Origin of the sequence: Sandaracinus amylolyticus (assembly GCF_021631985.1) — a bacterium.
GTDB lineage: Bacteria > Myxococcota_A > Polyangia > Polyangiales > Sandaracinaceae > Sandaracinus > Sandaracinus amylolyticus_A.
Window position 1 is genome coordinate 739,304 of record NZ_CP070225.1, and the last position, 17,764, is coordinate 757,067.

Consider the following 17,764-nt stretch of genomic DNA (forward strand, 5'->3'; position numbering starts at 1 on the left):
CACATGCTGCGTCGCTCTGCGCTCGCGCTCGGGGGTGCCGTGCTCGCGTGTTGCACGGCAGATCCGCACGACGGCAGTTGGGAGCTCCAGATGGCGTCTCCCGATCTCGCGGCGCGCGTCGCGACGATCGAAGCGACGGTGCATCGAGGCGGATGCACCGGCGACGTGATCTATCGCGACGTCCTGCGCGACGGCGCGTCCGGGATGCCGCCGCCGCTGCTGGGCCGCGGAACCTACGGGTTCCGCGGGCGCGCGCTCGACGAAGAGTGCGTGATCTTCGCCGAAGGGTGCGTGCAGGTGAGCCTCCCCGCGGGCGATCCCCGCGTGCTGGTGGTGCTCGACGAGCGCACGCCGGTCGCCGCGTGTGACTCCAGCGCGTGCGGCGGCGGAGGGTGCCAGTCGCCGGACTCCGGTGCTCCGGAGACGGACTCTGGTGCTGCGGAGTGGGACTCCGGGGCTCCCGATGCGACTCCGTTGCTCGATGCCGGTGTCGAGATCGACGCGAGCGAGCCTCCGCTCGTCCCTTCCAACATCCCTGGCGACACGCTGGTCGCGGGCACCGTGGATCTCGTGCTCCGCGCCGCCGATGGCACGACCGTGATCGACACCGACGCAGCCACCATCGTGCGCGCCTCGGACTCCGCCGATCGCCGCCCCGCGGGGCTCGAGGATCGCCTGGTGCCGCAGCTCGGCACCGCGCCCGATCTGCGCGTGCTCGTCGTGCGCTCGCTGCACGTCGAAGAAGGCGCGGACGTGCGCGTCGTCGGATCCGCCGCGCTGGTCTTCGCGGTCGCGGGCGAGGCGGTCGTCGATGGCGTGATCGACGCGCGCGGCGGACGAACGAGCCCCGAAGCGGCAGGGGCCGGTGGGTTCGGAGGCGGCACCGCGCTCACGCGCAGCGGCGCAGGACCGGGCGGTGGGCTCGCCGACATCGCGCGCGAGGACGTCGGCGGTGGCGGCGGCGCGCACGCCGGTCGCGGCGGCGCGGGTGGCGCGCGAGGTGGCGTCGTGGGCGGGGCAGCGGGGCGCGTGTTCGGACAGAGCACGCTCGTCCCGCTGGTCGGCGGCTCGGGCGGGGGCTTCGGCGGCGGCGGTGACGCGGGCGGGGTCGGCGGTGGTGGCGGCGGCGCGGTGCAGATCTCCGCGGCGCGCATCCGCATCGGCGCGCGCGGCGGCATCAACGCCGGTGGCGGCGGCGGGCGCGGTGGCCACAGCGACGACGGCGGAGGCGGCGGCGGCGCGGGCGGCGCGATCCTGCTCGAGGCGCTCGAGATCGACGTCGACGGCGTGCTCGCCGCGAACGGCGGAGGCGGCGGCGCAGGCGCGAACGTGAACGCCGAGGGCAACGGCGGTCAGTCCGGGCGCTTCGGCTCGAACGAGGCGAATGGTGGCAACGGCGCGGGCGAGGGCACGTCGGGCGGCGACGGAGCCGCGGGCACGCGCATCGACGGGGAAGCGGGCGCGAGCGCCTCCTCCTCCGGCCTCGACAACAGCGGGGGCGGAGGAGGCGGCGGTGGTCGCATCCACCTGCGCGCGGTGTCGATCGATCGTGAAGGCGCGACGCTCTCGCCCGAAGGCGGCGTGACCACCGCGATGCCGTGAGTCAGACGCCGTCGGCGAGATACCGCCCGGCGTCCTCCCAGAGGCTCGCAGCGAAGCGCGATCGGAAGAACCCGAAGTGCCCGATCTCGCGCACGCCGAGCTCGCGCGGACGGATCACCCGTACCTCGCTCTCGGCGTTGCGGTACATGCCGACCAGCGCCCGCACCGCGCGCTCGGGCGCATAGCCGTCGTCGCTGATCGCATACGCGCGCAGCCGTCCACGCCACAGCGAGAACCACGCGCCGTCGCGCTCGCGCGCGCTCACCCCGAGGTACTCGGGATCGCGACCCCACGTCGCCCACTGCCGTGCGACGCCGCCGGGCACGTCCTCGCCACCGCCCAGCGCCTTGCCCGGAAGGTACCCGAGCGTGGCGAGGCTCGCGGGGATCACCGCGTGCCAGAGCATCGCCATGCCCGCGCGGTGCATGCCGTCCCAGTGGCCCCAGTAGCCGCTCTGGCTGCCGACGAAGAGCGCGCGCTCGAACGGCGCGTCGGGCACGAAGCCCATGAGCTGACCGCCGACGCTGTGACCGACGTAGTGCGTGGGCAGCCCGCCGAAGCGACGCGCGACCTCGTCGGTGCCCGCCGCGAGATCGAGCTCGCCCCAGTCGGTCAGCGCGGCGCGCGTCGCGTGCAGCGGCGTCGCGCGCGAGCCGCCGATGCCGCGGTAGTCGATGGTGATCGACGCGAGGCCGTGGTGCGACGCGAGGTGCTTCGCGAACCCGGCGTAGTAGCGGCGCTTCACGCCCATCGCGGGCGCGACGAGCAGCGCGCCGCGCGGCTCTTCGAGCGGCATCACGAGATCGGCCGCGATCGGTGCGCCGTCGGGCGCGCTCAGCGTGATCGCGTAGCTGCGCGCGGTGCTCTCGTCGCGCGCGCCGGGACGAACGTTCGAGATCGAATCGAGGGTAGGCGCCGGCACGGGGTCACCTCCAATGGTGAACGGTCATGTCACCAATGGTGACATTGCGGCGCGACGCGCTCTGCGTCAAGCGCCTGGACGCGAGCGCACGTCCTCCCCACGCTGCGCGCACGATGCAGCTCGACACCGCGCTCTCCCTTCGCCGCAGCGTCCGTGCGTTCCTCCCGCGCGACGTGCCGCGCGAGACGCTCGCCTCGATCTTCGCGCGCGCGCAGCAGACGCCCTCGTGGTGCAACATCCAGCCGTGGCGCGTGTGGCTCGCGTCGGGCGAGGCGCGCGTGCGGCTCGTGTCGGGGCTGGTCGAGGCCGCGAAGACGCGCATGCCCGAGCCCGACGTCGCGCACCCGGGCGAGTACCCCGAGCCCTACGGCACGCACCGCAGGCAGTGCGGCAAGGCGCTCTACGAGGCGATGGGCGTCGCGCGCGACGACGGGGTCGGGCGCCAGGGCGCGTGGATGCGGAACTTCGTCGCGTTCGACGCGCCGCACGTCGCGATCGTCGGGATCGATCGCCGCTTCGGGCTCTACGCCGCGCTCGACGTGGGCTGCTGGCTGCAGTCGGTGCTCCTGCTCGCGACGTCCGAGGGCGTCTCGACGTGCGCGCAGGCCGCGCTCGCGACGTACCCCGACGTCGCGCGCAAGGAGCTCGGAGTCGGCGACGACGTGCAGATCCTCTTCGGGATCGCGATGGGCTACGAGGACGAGCAGGCGGCTGCGAACGCGTGCCGCACCACGCGCGCCCCGCTCGATGCGAACGTCAGCTTCGTCGAGCGGTGATCACCAGCCGCCGAGCTCCATCACGTCCTCGACGTTCTCGTCGTCGAGCCATCCGCCGCGCGCGAGCTCGATCGCCTCGGTGACGCTCGTCGCGATGTAGACCTCGCGGTCGTCGTCGCTGCTCAGCGCGACGAGCCGGTCGCGCACGCCGTGGCGATCGAGCAGCACGTTCACCGCGCGCACGAGGCCGCGCACCGTGACCATCGTCGTGTGCCCGCGGCGTCGGCGCTCCTCGAGCTCGCGCAGATCGATCTCGTCGGTGTCGAGCGACTCCTCGTAGTCGTCGAGGAGCGCCACGAAGTGCTCGCCCGCGCGCAGCACGAGCGGCGCGTCCGCGCTCGAGCCGATGCGCTCCATCTTCACGGTGCCGAGCTCGGGCGCGATCGACGCGAGGCGCGTCACCAGCGCGCCCGCGGTGACGGGATCGTTCGCGCGCTGCACGAAGAGCCGATCCGCGAGGCGGCGCGTGCGCGCGACACGATCGTCGCCGCTCGCCCCGTAGTAGGCCTCGAGCAGATCGATGCGGCGCGCGATCGGATCGCCGTCGCCGATCGCCGTCGCGACGCGCAGCAGCTCGTCGCCCTGCAGATCCTTCGCGACGCCCGCGTTGCGCAGCGCGCGCACGAACTCGAGCTCGTCGGGATCGAGCAGACGCGACGCGAGGCGCTCGGCGCCCTCCGCAGGTGGAAGCTCGGAGAGGCGCGCAGCGCTCTCCGGCGGGCGCGACCCCGGGGTCGGGCGGGAGTCGGTCTCGGAGCTCGGTGCGGGAGGGGCTTGCTCGGAGCTCATCGTCGCTTCTCGTGTCATGGCGCGAGGGGCGAGGGAAGGGGGATGTTGCCGGGGATCGGTCCCGGGCTCGGGAAAACGTGAGTCAGCTCCGGCGCGGCGGGGGCGGCGGCGGGACCGACGTCTTGGCGCCGTGCGGCGGCGGAGGCGGCACGCTCGTCGGACGCGGCGGGAAGGGTGGGGGCACGCTGGGGACGCTCGGACGCGGAGGGATCGCCGCGAGCGGGAGCGCGACCTCGGCGAGCGGCGCCTCGGAGAGCTCCTCGAGATCGTCGTCGTAGGCCTCGACCTCGGCGGGATCCTCGTCGTCGAGCGGCTCGGCGAGCGCGTCGGCGTGCATCACCTCGTCGTCGTCGAGCTCGTCGAGGTCGTCGCCGATCTCCTCGGCGTCGTCGTCCTCGAGGTGGTCGTGCGCGAACGCCGCGGCGTCCTCGAAGTCCGCGTCGTCGTCGGGCGGGCTCGCGATCGCGCCGGTGACGTCGCTCGGCTCGATCGCGGCCGGCGCGCTCCAGTCGCGCTCGTCGTCCGCGAGCACCTGCGTCGCGACCCGCGGCAGCGGTGCGGGATCCACCTCGACGCGACCCGAGCGGACCGTCGGAGGAAGCGCGCCGAACGACATCGGACGCTGCTCGCCCGGCTCGTCGAGCTGCTCGGGCGTGGCCTCGACCGAGTCGGTCGGAAGGAGCGCCGACGAGGGAGGCACTTCGAGCGCGTCGGACTGGTCGAGGCCGGGCTCGGGCGGCGCGTCGATGCCGGGGTCGGTGTGCTCGCCGGCGCGCGCCGTCGCGAGATCGCGCTGCTCGGTCTCCGCGAGCCCGACGTCGAGCGCGCTCGCCTCGACCGAGTCGTCGTCGAGCACGTCGCGCGAGCGGCCCTCGATGCGCGCCAGCGCGGCCGCGACGTCGGCGTCGTCCGGCGCGAGCTTCTGCACCTTCTGCCACGCCTCGAGCGCTTCCCAGCGGTTGCGCAGGCCGTGCTCCCACGTCAGCGCGATCTCCTTGCGCAGCGCGATCTCCTGCTCGCGATCGCCGCGCGCCTTCACGAGATCGCTGTCGAGCGCGAGGAGCAGATCCTGGTGTCGCGCCGCGCGACGGAGCGCATGGCGCAGCGCGACGCGCGCCTCGGGATCGTTCGGCGCGACCGCCTTGAGGTTCCCGAGGACCTCCGCCGCGTCGCCGTGACGGCCGAGGTGCTCGAGCACGCTCGCGCGCCGGCGCAGCAGCGCGGCGGCGGTCTTCGAGTCGAGCGCATCCTCGACCAGCTTCGCGAGGTGCTGGTCGAGCATCGGCAGGCGCCCGTTGCGCGCGCCGAGGCTCTCGAGGGCGTCGAGCGGGCCGGGCTCGGAGGGCGCGAAGGTGCTCGCGCGGAGCAGCGCGCCCCATGCGCCGTCCGGCTCGTCGAGCTCGCTCTCGAGCAGGCGCGACGCGCGGAGGAGCAGCGCGGCACCGCCCTTGGGATCCGCCTCCATGTCCTCGGCGATCGCCGCGTACACGTCGACGAGCCCGCGCAACAGGCCGCTCGCCGCGTCCTTGCCGCGCTCGCGATCGAGCTCGCGCGCAGCCTCCTCGATGCGCGGCGCGAGCTCGCGCGAGCGCACGCCGAGCGCGACCGCCTGCGCGAGGTACGAGAGCGCCTTCTCGCGATCCTCGAGCCCGTCCTCGCAGAGTCGGACCGCGCGGAGCAGCGCCTCGATGCGCGACGCGTCGTCCTTCGCGCCGCCGCGACGGCGGTCGTACACGACGAGCAGCTCGTCCCCGCGACCGGCACGCGGCGCGAGATCTTCCGCGACCGCGAGCACCTCGTCGTCGTTGGGCGCGAGCGAGCACGCACGGAGCGCACGATCGAGCGCGCCCGAGGGATCCTCGGCCTCCTGATCGAGCAGCGACGCGTGCCGCAGCAGGAGCTCGATCTTGCGCTCCTTCTCCTCGGCCCGGCGGATCAGCGTCTCGTACACCTGCGCGAGCCGCGGCCACGCCGCGGCCTTCACCGCGAGGCGATCGACCTCGTCGTGCACCGCGCGATCGTCGCCGCGCACCACCGCATCGAGATCGATCGCGAGCGCCTTGAGCGTCGACTCCAGCGCAGCGCCCGCGTCGCCGAGCTCTTCCTGCACGCGCGCCGCATCGAGCCAGCGCGCGCGCTTGATCGCGGCGTCGTCGCTGCTCTCCGCGATCGACACGAAGTGCTCGACGAGGCGCGGCGCCAGCCCCGCTGCGCGCGCGAGCTCGCGAAGCTGGGCCTCGGCGTCGGAGTCTCCTTCGCGCGCTCGCTCCGCGAGCTTCTCCCACGCGCCGTCGACGTCACCGAGACGTCGGAACGCGATCTCCGCGCTGCGGCGCACGAGAGCGCTCACGGCGCTCGGATCGTCCCCGAGGTCGGCGAGCGAGTCGAGCGCGATGACGAGATCCTTCCACCGCTCCGCCGGCTCGAGCAGCGCGATCAACCGGCGCAGCGGCTCGGCCTCCGTGAGGTCGGCATCGGCCCACGCGTAGAGCGCGTCGATCGCACGCGCGGGATCGCGCAGCTCGTCCTCGTAGAGATCGGAGAGCCGCTTCGCGACCGGGACGCGCAGCCCCGGATCTTCGAGCACCTGCAGCGTGCGCTCGAGCGCGTCGGCGACGCCGTGCCGATCCTCGATGCGATCGTTCCACGTCGCGAGCAGCTCGAGCGCAGGGAGGCACGTCGGATCGATCGTGCGCACCACCACGTTCGAGAGCTCGATCGCGTCGCGCGGACGATCGAGCCGCTCCGCGAGCAGCGCCGCGCGCTCGAGGAGCAGATCGCGCTTGTCGCTCGGCGCCTCGGCGATGTTCGCGAGCCGCTCGAGCGCCTCGTCGAGCGCGGCGACGTCGTCCTGGGCACGCGCACGATCGCGAAGGAACGAGAGCGCCTCGACGTCCTCGCCGGCGTCGAGCACCTCGCGATACGCCTCGGCCGCTGCGGCCTCGTTGCCGACGCGCTCGCGCAGCGTGCGCGCGATGCGGCGGTAGAGCGCGGCGCGCATCGCGCGGTCTTCCTCGAGCCGCGCGCGCTCGCGCAGGAGCACGACGAGATCCTTGAAGCGCTCGCTGCGATCGTAGACGTCGCAGAGCGCGTCGAGGATCGCCTCGTCGCGCGGCGCGAGCTCGTGGGCGCGCGCGTAGAATTCACCCGCCTGCGCGAGGTCGCGCAGCGTCTCGGCCGCGATGCGGCCCATGCGCGTGTAGGTCGCGGCGCGCTCGGGCCCATCCTCGACGTCGGCGCGGTACGAGAGCGTCGTGAGCAGTCGATCCGCGTTGCCCGCGCGCTCGTCGATCGCCTCCATGCGCGCGAGCGCCTCGGGATCGCCGGGCTCGTCCTCGAGCACGCGCGCCCACGCCGAGAACGCGCCCTCCTCGTCGCTCATGCGCTCTTCGAGCACGCGCGCGAGGGATCGACACAGCGCCGCGCGATGCGCCCCGTCGGCCTGCTCGATGCGCGTCTTGAGCATCGGAATGGCCTCGGTGAACGCGCCCGCGGCGAGCAGCACGTCGCACAGCGCGTCGCGTCCCGCGGCGTCGGTCGGCACGAGATCGCGCAGGTTGCGCAGCGCCGACATCGCCTCCTCGAGATCGCCGCGTCGATCGCGATGGATCGCCGCGAGGCGCCGATAGACCTCGGCCTTCTGCTGCGGCTCGAGCGTCGAGAGCGCCTCGCGCTCGAGCACCTGCACGAGATCGTCCCAGCGCTCCGTCGCTTCGAGCAGGCGCACCAGCGCCGCGCGCGCCTCGCGATCCGAGGGATCGAGGGCAGCGACGCCCTTCCACGCGCCGATCGCGCCCTCGGCGTCCTGGAGCCGACGCTCGCTGAGCGCCGCGACCTCGCGGAGCCGCTGGGTGCGCGCCTCGACCGAGAGCCCCGGCATGCGCGCCGCGCCGAGCAGGAGCTCGCGCAGCGGGGCCCACTCGCCGCGCTTGCGCAGGTGCTCCTCGACCAGCGCGAGCGCTTCCGCGTCCGAGGCATCGATCTCGAGGATCTGCCGCGCCGACGCGACGGCGCCTTCTTCGTCGCCGCGCGCGCGCAGCGCGCCGACCATCTCGCGCAGGCGTGGGATGCGCTCGTTCGGCGGCAGGCCCTGCGACGCGACGGTGAGCGCGCGCAGCGCGTCCTCGTCGCGACCGGCGCGCCGGTAGAGCTCCACGAGCTGCGACGCGGCCTCCGCATCGCCCTCCTCGAGCAGCCACTCGAGGCACGTGATCGCGTAGTCGACCTGGCCCGCGTCGAGATACGCCTTCGCGAGCCGGCGGCGACGCTCGCCCGCGCCCGGCGCTTCGGGCGCTCGCGCGAGGAACGCGACCCATCGTCGTGGCAGCAGATCGAAGTGCCCGACGCGCTCCGCGATGCGCTCCAGCAGCGCGAGCGCTCCGTCGTGATCGGGCGCTCCGTCGAGCGCGGTCTCGAGGTGCGTGACCGCGTCGGCCGGCGGCAGCTTCTGCGCGAGCTGGAAGAGCACGTCCGCCGCGCGACGGCGATCGGCGTCGGCGATCATCGCGTCGCCGCTCTGCTCGGCGCGCGTGAGGTACACGCGCGCGAGGTCCTGCATCACCTCGACGTCGCCCGGCGCCACGCCGAGCGCGCGCTTGAGCGCGACCACCGCGCCCTCCAGGTCCGCGAGATCGTGGGCGCGGACGTGTGCGAGCTCGCGCAGCAGCGCGACCTTGCGCTCGGGATCGGGCTCGGCCTTCGACTCGAGCTCGCAGAGCGTCGCCGCGGCCTTGAGGTTGCCGGCCTGTCGATAGATCTCGCGCGCCGCGTAGATCGCGGGCACGAGCGTCGGATCGAGCTCGAACGCCTTGCGATAGTGGGTGATCGCCTTGTCGGCGCGCTTGAACGAGTGCTCCCAGACCTCACCGAGGCGGTGCTGCAGCGCCGCGACGTCGCGCGCGTCGCCACCGACGTGCGCGAGGGCATCGGCGCGCCGCTCGAGCAGCTCCGCGAGCCGTCGATGATCCGCGGCCTCTTCGTAGATCGCGGTGAGCCGCAGCCCTGCGTCGGCGTGCGCCGCGTTGCGCTCGAGCGAGCGCTCGTAGAGACGCATGCTGCGCGCGCGGTCGCCGAGCGCGCCCCACGCGAGCTCGCCCGCTTCGAAGAACGCCTGCGATGCGGCGCCGTGATCGGTGCTTCGTCCCGCCCATCCCTCGAGGAGGTTGGCGAGCGACGCGTAGTCGCCGATGCGCTGGTAGTGCGCCCGGAGCGCTGCGTACGCCGACGCATCGTCAGGGTTGCGGCGCAGGCGTGCGATGAGCTCCTCGGCCGTCGCGTCCATCTCTCTCGCGGGGCTCGCTGTCCAGGGTCGGGCGGGTGGGTAGAGCAGGCTACCATACGTCGTCTCCGTCTCGCGAATGCCTCTTCGTTTGGTCTTCGGCGCTCGTGAGCGAATGACCCTGGGCGGATTCGCGAGGCGGGCGTACGTATCGCGCACGACGATGAGCTCGCCCTCTGCCGATCCGATCGCCCTCTTCCTCGAGACCCGCTCGCGCGCCGAGCCGAACGAGCCGTGGGACGCCGTCGCATGTGCGCTCGCGACCGCCGACGCGAAGGGTCGCCCGAGCGCGCGCTTCGTGCTGGTGAAGGAGGTCGATGCGGACGGCTTCTGGTTCTACACGAACGAGCAAAGCCAGAAGGGCCAGGACCTCGACGCGAACCCGTGGGCGTCGCTCTGCTTCTTCTGGCCCAGCGTCCACACGCAGTTCCGCATCGAGGGTCCGGTGGAGAAGGCGAGCCCGGCGCGCAGCGACGCGTACTTCGCGTCGCGCCCGCGCATCTCGCAGATCGGCGCGTGGGCGAGCGATCAGAGCCGCCCGATCGCGTCGCGCGAGACGCTCACCGACCGAGTGCGCCAGCTCGAGGCGAAGTTCGAGGGCAAGCCGGTCCCGCGCCCGCCGCACTGGGGCGGGTATCGCGTGATCCCCCAGGTGATCGAGCACTGGGTCGAGGGCGACTATCGCCTCCACGATCGCTTCCGCTACGAGCGCCAGAAGGACGGCGCCTGGCGCGTCACGCGCCTCGCTCCGTGATCACTCCGCGCTGATCGCGAGGTGCCCCGGCCCGAGCTCGACCACGAGCGAGGCGAGCAGGGCCCACCCGAGCGCGCCGTCGATCGCGCTCTCGACGTGCGCCTCGAGCGAGTCGTCCATCACGTCGCGCGCGATCGGCACGTCGGTGATCGCGACGTCGCCGAGACGCACCGTCGCGGTCTCGGCATCGAGCCCGATCCGCTCGGCCCCGCTCGGCGTGATCGCGAGCGCGTACGCGCCCGCGCTGTCCACCAGCAGGTGCGCGGTGCGCCCGTCGATCTCGACGTGCGCGACGAGGATGGTGCCCTCGAACGTCGCATGCGCGATCCCATCGCGTGCCGCGGGCACGCCGAGCGTCGATTGCGATCCCTGCTCGATGCGCGCCCCGACGCGCGCGAGCAGATCGAGCCCGATCACCGCGCCGAGCTCCACGCCGAGCGCCGCGCTCTCCGCGTCGAGATCGCGCACGACGAACGGCACGTCGCGCACCCGCATCGCACCGAGCGCGATCTCGTCGGCGACGCCGTGCTCGGCACGCAACGAGGGCGCGAGGACCGTGAGGTGCACCGACGTCGCGATCAGCGCGAGCGTCGCGCGCCCTTCGACGTGGATCGCGATCACCGGCAGCGCCGTGTCCTCGCGCAGTGCGAGCGTGCTCGACGCCGCGCCTTCGCGCGCGTGGAGCGTGCGACCTCGCGCGATCGCCGCGATCGCCGCGATCGCGCTCGCCCACGGATCGTCGTCGAGCGCACCGAGCGCGCGTGCCGCCGCGTCGTAGTCGTCGCCTGCGAGGAACGCTGCCGCGCGCAGTCGCACCAAGGGCTCTTCGTGCGCGCCCTCGGTCGCGATCAGCGCCACCGCGGGCCGGCCGAGCGCGAGCCCCGCGCGCGCCGCGATCTCGCGCGGCAAAGGGTCTCCGGGCAGCGTCGCGCGCGCCTCTTCGCTGCGCGCGAGCGCGGTCTCGAGATCACCCGCTCGGTATGCACGCACCGCGTCGTCGATCGCGCGTGTGTCGCTCGTGCGCGCCGTCGCGCCTCCGCAGGCCACGAGACAGATCCACCACGAGAGCACGGCGAGACGTCGCACCGCGCGCGAGTCTAATCCGAGTGCCGGCCCGGGATCGTCGGCGTCCATCCCGCGGGCGCGCACCGCGCGACCGGCACGTCGGTCGGCTCGACCCAGAGCAGCCGATCCCCACGCAGCGCGCGCTGCACCTGCTTGTCGTGGAGCCAACCCTCCACCCGCGGCGGCTCGAGCGCCCACACGTCGAAGAGATCCTCGATCGCGCACCGCCCCGGCACCCGATAACACACCCGCACGGCGCGACCCTGCGCGTGCGCGTCGCGGAGCAGCGCCTCGACGTCGCCGCGCAACGTCGCGCGCCCGCCGACGTCCTGTGCGAGCAAGAGATGTCGCGCGGTCGCGGGCCGCAGCACCTCGCGGATCGCGTCGAAGAGGGCGCGTGTCGCGAGCACGTCGGGCTCGGCGCGATGTGCCGGTCGAGGCAGCGCGAGGTCGTTCGCGAGCGAGGCCAGCGACGCGCTCCCGACCCGCAGCGCGCGCTGCGCGAGCCCGCGTGTGTCGAGCGCGATCTCCGGCGCCCACGCGAGCTCTCCACGTGCGACCGCCGCGCGCAGGAACGCGAGATCGAACGCGACCGCGTGCCCGATCACGATCGCGCCCTCGAGCACCGCGCCGATGCGCGCGGAGAGCGCCTCGAGCCGCGGCGCGCCCGCGAGCATCGCGTCGGTGATCCCGTGCACCTCCACCGACGCGCCCACGCTCACGCCGGGATCGACGAGCGACACCACGCGGTCGACGACCTCACCGCCCACGACGCGATGGATCGCGACCTCGCAGATCCGATCGTTCGCGGGATCGCACCCCGTCATCTCGAGATCGAGGAACGCGAGCGCCACCCGCGACAGCGGCTCGTCCCAGCTCACCCACCGATCCTTCGAGCTTCGAGGCGACCCTGCAACCGCGTGCTAGAGCACCGCGCCATGCGCCTCGCGGATGCGCTCGCGGCCATGCCGCCCGCAGCGTTCGAGCGCCTGCTCTCGCGGCGCGGCGTCACCCTCGATCCGGGCAAGCGCCTCCCACCTGCGGAGCAGGCCGCGCGCGCCCTCGCGGTCCTGCCGGCCAAGCGCCTCGCCTCGCTGCCCGCGTCCGCGCAGGAGGTGATGCGCGCGCTGACCCCGCGCCCCGGCCACGCACCGCGCGCCGCGCTGGGCGGTGGAGCGCTCCCGCTGGTCGAGCTCGGCCTGGTGTTCCCCCGGGCGGACGCGTCCGACGTGCTCGAGATGCCGGCCGCCTACCGACTTCAGCTCCCCGCGCCTCCGGCCGAGGACCCTCGCGCGTCGCGCGCGCTGCTCGCGTCCCTCGACGCCGAGACCTACCGCGCCATCGCCATCGCCCACCTCGGCCGCCCTCCGGTCGCGCCGCGCCCGCTGGTGCTCGGCGACGTGCTCGCGGCGCTCGAGGCCACGTCGGAGCTCGAGCGAGCCCTCGCGGCGCTCCCGCGCTCGCAGCAGCGCCTGCTCGCCGCGATCGAGGCGCGCGGCGGCGAGGTCTCGGCCGACGAGCTGCTCGAGCTCGCGAAGGAGCCGGCGCGCTGGGGCCCGAGCACGTCGATCCCGAAGTCGGGCGCGCTCGCGATGCTGCTCTCCCGCGCCTTTCTCCTGCCGGTCGGCGCCGGCGCGTTCGCGCTGCCGGCCGAGGTCGCGACCATCGTGGGCCGCGAGCGCCGTCGCGCCGCGCTCCGTGTCCGCGAGGACCTCGCGCGCCGCATCGCCCGGGCCGACGACGATCCCGCGCGCGCTCGCCTCGCCGACGATCCCGGCCCCCTCGCCGCCGCGCTCCTCGCCGAGCTCACCGCGCGACGCGAGCTCGCGGGCGGCGCCGCGGTCCGTCGCTCTGCGCTGAGAGCCGCTGCGAAAGAGGCCGGCATCGACCCCGAGCGCGCCGATCTCCTCGTCGCGCTCGCCCGCGCCGTCCGTGGCGGTCCGATCGCCGACCTCCACGCGCAGCTCGTCGCGATCTGGCGCGCCGGTGGCGCATGGGACGAAGCGCGCCTCGAGCCCGACCACCTCCGCGCGACCGAGCCTGCGCTGCGCGCGCTCACGCCGACCAGCGCGGTCCGCGAGGCCCTGCTCGAGCTGCTCGCCTCGCTCCCCGAGGGCCGCTTCGCGCCCGCCGACGCGGTCCTGCGCGCCACCCGCTCCGACCTCCGCTGCGACGCCGCCGCCGGGATGCTCGAGCGCGCATCCCGACGCGCGCCCGGCGCGCTCGTCGCCTCGGTCGACGCGATCCTGAAGGCGCTGCTCGAGCGCTCGCTCCCCGCCCTCGGCGCCCTCGATCGCACCGAGCGTGGCGAGCTCGTCCGCCTCGCCGCGCCGGTCCGCGCGATGCTCCGCGGCGTCCCGGCGCGCACGCCCTCGCGCCCCGAGCCCGTCGCGCGCTGGGAGAGCGGCGGTCGCCTGCGCCTCTCCTCGCGCGTCGAGCTCGCCCGCCTGCTCGCGGTCGCGCCGGTCGGACGCGCCGTCCCGCGCGAGCACGACCTCGTGCTGCGCCTCGACCGCGAGCGCATCGAGCTCCTCGCGTCCCGCGGCGAGCTCGATCCGGTCCGCGCCGCGCTCGACGCGCTCGCCCCGCCCGACGCCGACGCGTCCCGGCTGCTCGAGGTCGAGGCGCGCGCGCTGGTGCCCTGCGAGCTCGTCGCCGCGAGCGCGTACCTCGACGTGCCGGACGACGCGCTGCGTCACGAGGTCGCTCGCGATGACGCGTTCGCTCCGTGGATCGTCCGCGTTCTCTCCGGGGGCGTTCTCCTGCGAGATGGAGCCCCCATCGCGCGCCTGGAGCGCCGTCTACGCGGCCTCGGGGGCAGCCTGGAGCGGGCACGCGTCGACGGTGTGAACGCCCCGGAGAGCCCCGGGGAGGCGACTTGACTGGGGCATTACCCCGCGTACTCTCGGGCCACCGTAGGGGGGCAGTTCCGCACACATGGTGACGTACAACCCGCGCGGTCCGCGTGTCTCACACGCTGACCGGACGGGAGCCGGCGACGTGTGTCCGGGGTCTCGCTCCCGAGGAGTGAGGTGGGGTCGGTTGGGCCCGCCTCTCCGGTCTGGAGGAAGAGCAGAATGGCAAGCGGTACTGTCAAGTGGTTCAACAATGCCAAAGGCTGGGGCTTCATCCGTCAGGACGAGGGCCCGGACGTGTTCGTCCACTACTCGCAGATCACCGGTGACGGGTTCCGCACGCTTCGCGAGGGCCAGATCGTCCAGTTCGAGCTGAAGCAGGGTCCTAAAGGACCCCTCGCCGAAGGTGTGAAGCGCGTCGACTGATCTCGTTCGGGGGGAAGAGATAGACGAAGGGCCGCTCTCGATTTGCGAGGCGGCCCTTCACGTTCCGTCGAATGGGGTCGACAGCCCCCGACCGGCTCACCGCACCGGCGGGACCTCAGCGCGTCGGAGGACCTCAGCGCGTCGGCGGAACATAGCGCTCGAGGCCCAGGGCCCAGCGCACCTCGTCGATCGCCGACTCGGTGTCGCCCGCGGGCTTGGTCCACGTCACCTCGTGCCAGACGTCGAGCACCTTGGCCGCGTCGATCGGGTCGTGGACCATCGTGGTGCCCGACCAGGTCTCGGCGTAGCCGCGCTCCTTCGCGTCGGGCCCGATCACCTCGCGCACCCGGGCGAACAGCTCGTCCGCGGTCGCGCCCTCGGGGAAGTCCGAGCGCTGCGAGCGCGCGGTGAAGGAGATCCGCATCTCGTCCCCGAGGAGCAGGCGCACGCCCGAGTCCATGATGTGGAGGCGAACGCGCTCGGCGACGTGGATCTCGGTCGGACGGGTCCGGTAGACCTCGATGCCCGCCGAGACGAGCTGCTCCTTCACCTTCTTGACGTCCATCCTGCTCGGTGGGAGCGCGTCATACCGCGCCGCCGCGCCGCAGCGTACCACCGCCAGCTCCGCGGGAGCAACGCACGAGCGAGGTGCGCGCGACCCGCTTACGACGCACTGCGTCACCTTGCGGCATGACCGGCGGACCCGTACCGTGTCGCCGTCGGATGGACAGGGTCGTCGTCGTTCGAAGCAACGCGCTCCCACCGCTGCCTCTGCTGGGAGTCCCCGGCGCGCGAGCCCAGACGGGGGGCGCCGTCGCGCTCGAGCGGGAGGGGCCAGGCGGGGCGCGTCGGATCGTCCGGGTGCTCCCGGCGGCGAGCGCGGACGGCGCGGTGGCGGTCGTCGGGCGCGGCGCCGACGTGCTGGTGCTCGACGCGCGGGGCGGCGGGCTGCCCCTCTGTCGCGAGGCGCACGAGCGCTTGTTCGGGCGGGGTGCGCTCTCGGGGCCGGTCCTGCCGGATCGCACGATCGCGGTGGTCGATCCCGGGCCCGAGGGGGCGAGCGCGGCGTTCGAGCTCGGACGGCGTGGCGTCGGGCAGGTGCTGGTCGCGCCCGAGCTCCACGAGCTCTTCGCGCGGGTCGACGCGATGCTCGCGGGGCGCGGTCGGGGGCGCATCGCGCTCTGCCTCGCGGGCGGAGGCATCGAGGGGCTGCTCTGGGAGCTCGGCGTGCTGCGCGCCCTCGAGGCGTGCCTCGTCGATCGCTCGCTGGTCGACGTCGACTTCTTCTGCGGGATCAGCGCGGGGTCGATCCTCGGCGCGCTGCTCGCGAACGGGATCGGGCCCGACGAGATCCTTCGCGCGCTTACGGGGCAGGGCAGCGCACGGCTGGAGCCGATCCGCCGCTACGAGCTCTTCGATCCCGACGTCGCCGAGGTCGCGCGCCGCCTCGCGGGTCTGATCCGCGAGCTGCTGCGCGGAGGCGCCGGACCGCGCGGTGCGGTGTCGTCGCTCGCGCGTGCGGTGCCGCCGGCGGTGTTCGCGGGAAAGCGCCTCGAGCGCTGGCTCGAGCGACAGCTGACCTCGCCCGGGATGTCGAACCGGTTCTCCGGCCTGCGCCGTCCGCTCTACGTGGGCGCGACCGATCAGGACACGTCGGAGGCGATGCTCTTCAGCGCGAAGGCGACCCCCGAGGTGCCGGTGCACCTCGCGGCGCGCGCGAGCTCTGCGCTCGTGCCGTTCTACGCGCCGGTGCGCATCGGGAACCGCTGGTACATCGACGGCGCGTTCTCCCGGACCACGAACATGCGCGTCGCCGTCGACGAGGGCGCGACCCTGGTGATCCTCGTCGATCCGCTGGTCCCGGTGCGCGCGCCGACGCCGGGGCACGTGCGGGCGCGGGGCGGCATCTACGGCACGATGCAGGGGCTCAAGGCGCTCATCAACGGGCGCTTCGACAAGGCGGTGCACGCGATCCGCGCGATGTACCCCGACGTCGCGTTCCACCTCTTCCGGCCCGAGCAGGACGACATGCGCGTGCTCGCGGGCTCGCCGATGAAGGTGTTCTACCGGCGCGAGATCGAGGACATCGCGTACCGCACGACCCTCGAGCAGATCGCGACGCAACACCCGACGCTCTCGCGCGACTTCGCGCTGCACGGCGTGCGCTTCCGACTGCCCGCGTCGGCGCCGCGCCAGGTGGTCCCGCAGGACGAGGAAGAGCGCGCGCTCTTCGACCTCGAGGCGCTCGGCATCGAGCCGGGCCACGTCGGCTGAGCCGCGCCCCAAGACGGCTCGCCCGCTCCGGGCGCTCCCTTCCGCGCGCTCCGCACGATCCCGTGCGGCTCCTCCGCCAGCGAGCACTCCCGCTGGGCTGCGCTATCGCTCCGGCGTGGTGACCGTCATCGACGCGCTGGGGCGCGAGGTCGTCGTCGCGCGCGAGCCGCGGCGCGTGGTGTCGCTGGTGCCGAGCGAGACCGAGTCCGTGGTCGCGATGGCCGGGCTCGAGCGGCTCGTCGCGCGCACCGCGTATTGCGAGGAGCCGCGGGGAACGATCGAGTCGATCGCGACGATCGGCGGCACGAAGAACGTCGACGTCGACGCGGTGTGCGCGCTCGCGCCCGATCTCGTGCTCGCGAACCAGGAAGAGAATTCGCAGCGCGACGTCGAGGCGCTGATCGCGCGGGGCGTGAACGTGTTCGTGTCGTTCCCGTGCACCGTCGCGGCGGCGCTCGTGCACCTCGAGACGACCGCGCGGCTCCTGCACGTCGAGCCCTCGCGCGTCCCCGAGATCGATGCGCTGCGCGTCGCGCTCTCGCGTGCCGAGGCGCGGATCACGTCGCGCCCGGTGCGGGTGTTCGCGCCGATCTGGAAGGACCCGTGGATGACGTTCGACGGGCGCACCTACGCGAGCGATCTCGTGCGGCTCGCGGGCGGCGTGAACGTGTTTGCGGATCGCGCGCGCCGCTATCCGCTCGCCGCGGATCTCGGGCGCGCCGAGGCGAAGCCGACGACGCGCGACACGCGTTATCCGCGCTTCGAGCTCGCCGAGGTCGATGCGCGCGCGCCCGAGCGCGTGCTGTTGCCCGACGAGCCGTACCGCTTCGGCGAGACGGAAAAGAGAGAGCTCGAGGCGCCGGGAAGGCGCGTCGAGCTCATCTGCGGGAAGGACCTCTTCTGGTACGGCGTGCGCGCCGCGGGAGCGCTCGAGCGTCTCGCGGCGCGCCTTTCGTCCTGACGCGCCTCAGGTCGTCGCCGGGCGATTCGTTCCGTACGAGGCCGGAACGAACCACCGCGCGA

The 17,764-nt window shown here is 73.8% G+C and carries 13 protein-coding genes; 7 read left to right on the forward strand and 6 right to left on the reverse strand.

Going from position 1 to position 17,764, the window contains the following annotated elements; genetic code table 11:
• Positions 1–3 precede the first annotated feature (3 nt).
• Positions 4–1,602 carry a hypothetical protein gene (locus tag I5071_RS46570; protein WP_268921208.1) on the forward strand — a complete coding sequence of 533 codons (1,599 nt, stop codon included), beginning with the start codon at positions 4–6 and terminating at the stop codon, positions 1,600–1,602.
• A 1-nt stretch (position 1,603) separates the two neighbouring features.
• Here I5071_RS46570 and I5071_RS02965 read toward each other — a convergent pair whose 3' ends face one another.
• Complete coding sequence (locus I5071_RS02965) at positions 1,604–2,524, reverse strand: serine aminopeptidase domain-containing protein (RefSeq protein ID WP_236603848.1); 921 nt, start codon at positions 2,522–2,524, stop codon at positions 1,604–1,606.
• A 113-nt stretch (positions 2,525–2,637) separates the two neighbouring features.
• Between I5071_RS02965 and I5071_RS02970 the strand changes: the two genes are divergently transcribed.
• The gene (locus I5071_RS02970; protein WP_236603849.1) at positions 2,638–3,300 is read left to right on the forward strand and encodes a nitroreductase; all 663 of its coding nucleotides are present in this window, start codon (positions 2,638–2,640) and stop codon (positions 3,298–3,300) included.
• On the opposite strand, the gene I5071_RS02975 is transcribed toward I5071_RS02970, so the two are convergent.
• Both I5071_RS02975 and I5071_RS02980 read right to left on the reverse strand, forming a co-directional pair.
• Positions 3,301–4,089, reverse strand: coding sequence for a hypothetical protein (locus tag I5071_RS02975; protein ID WP_236603850.1), 789 nt, complete (start codon positions 4,087–4,089; stop codon positions 3,301–3,303).
• A gap of 82 nt (positions 4,090–4,171) precedes the next feature.
• The gene (locus I5071_RS02980; protein WP_236603851.1) at positions 4,172–9,370 is read right to left on the reverse strand and encodes a hypothetical protein; all 5,199 of its coding nucleotides are present in this window, start codon (positions 9,368–9,370) and stop codon (positions 4,172–4,174) included.
• A gap of 160 nt (positions 9,371–9,530) precedes the next feature.
• Here I5071_RS02980 and pdxH point away from each other — a divergent pair, with 160 nt between their 5' ends.
• Positions 9,531–10,121 (forward strand): pyridoxamine 5'-phosphate oxidase, encoded by a 591-nt coding sequence (gene pdxH / locus I5071_RS02985; protein WP_236603852.1) that lies wholly within the window; start codon positions 9,531–9,533, stop codon positions 10,119–10,121.
• Here pdxH and I5071_RS02990 read toward each other — a convergent pair whose 3' ends face one another.
• Together I5071_RS02990 and I5071_RS02995 are read right to left on the reverse strand one after the other, a co-directional pair.
• Positions 10,122–11,255, reverse strand: a complete 1,134-nt coding sequence (locus tag I5071_RS02990; protein ID WP_236603853.1) for a retroviral-like aspartic protease family protein — start codon at positions 11,253–11,255, stop codon at positions 10,122–10,124.
• A complete protein-coding gene (locus I5071_RS02995; RefSeq protein ID WP_236603854.1) occupies positions 11,219–12,067 on the reverse strand; it encodes a PolC-type DNA polymerase III in 849 nt (282 codons plus the stop codon). The genes I5071_RS02990 and I5071_RS02995 overlap by 37 nt, the downstream gene beginning before the upstream one ends.
• 57 nt (positions 12,068–12,124) lie before the next feature.
• Here I5071_RS02995 and I5071_RS03000 point away from each other — a divergent pair, with 57 nt between their 5' ends.
• Positions 12,125–14,068 carry a hypothetical protein gene (locus I5071_RS03000; protein WP_236603855.1) on the forward strand — a complete coding sequence of 648 codons (1,944 nt, stop codon included), beginning with the start codon at positions 12,125–12,127 and terminating at the stop codon, positions 14,066–14,068.
• A 195-nt stretch (positions 14,069–14,263) separates the two neighbouring features.
• Complete coding sequence (locus tag I5071_RS03005) at positions 14,264–14,467, forward strand: cold-shock protein (RefSeq protein WP_053238992.1); 204 nt, start codon at positions 14,264–14,266, stop codon at positions 14,465–14,467.
• Between the two features lie 133 nt (positions 14,468–14,600).
• Here the strand turns inward: I5071_RS03005 and I5071_RS03010 are convergent, their stop codons facing one another.
• A complete protein-coding gene (locus I5071_RS03010; RefSeq protein WP_236603856.1) occupies positions 14,601–15,032 on the reverse strand; it encodes a hypothetical protein in 432 nt (143 codons plus the stop codon).
• A 296-nt stretch (positions 15,033–15,328) separates the two neighbouring features.
• On the opposite strand from I5071_RS03010, the gene I5071_RS03015 reads away from it, so the two are divergent.
• Entirely contained in the window at positions 15,329–16,741 is a 1,413-nt protein-coding gene (locus I5071_RS03015; protein ID WP_236603857.1) for a patatin-like phospholipase family protein, read from the forward strand.
• 115 nt (positions 16,742–16,856) lie between these two features.
• Positions 16,857–17,702, forward strand: a complete 846-nt coding sequence (locus tag I5071_RS03020; RefSeq protein ID WP_236603858.1) for a helical backbone metal receptor — start codon at positions 16,857–16,859, stop codon at positions 17,700–17,702.
• The last annotated feature ends 62 nt before the right edge of the window (positions 17,703–17,764 follow it).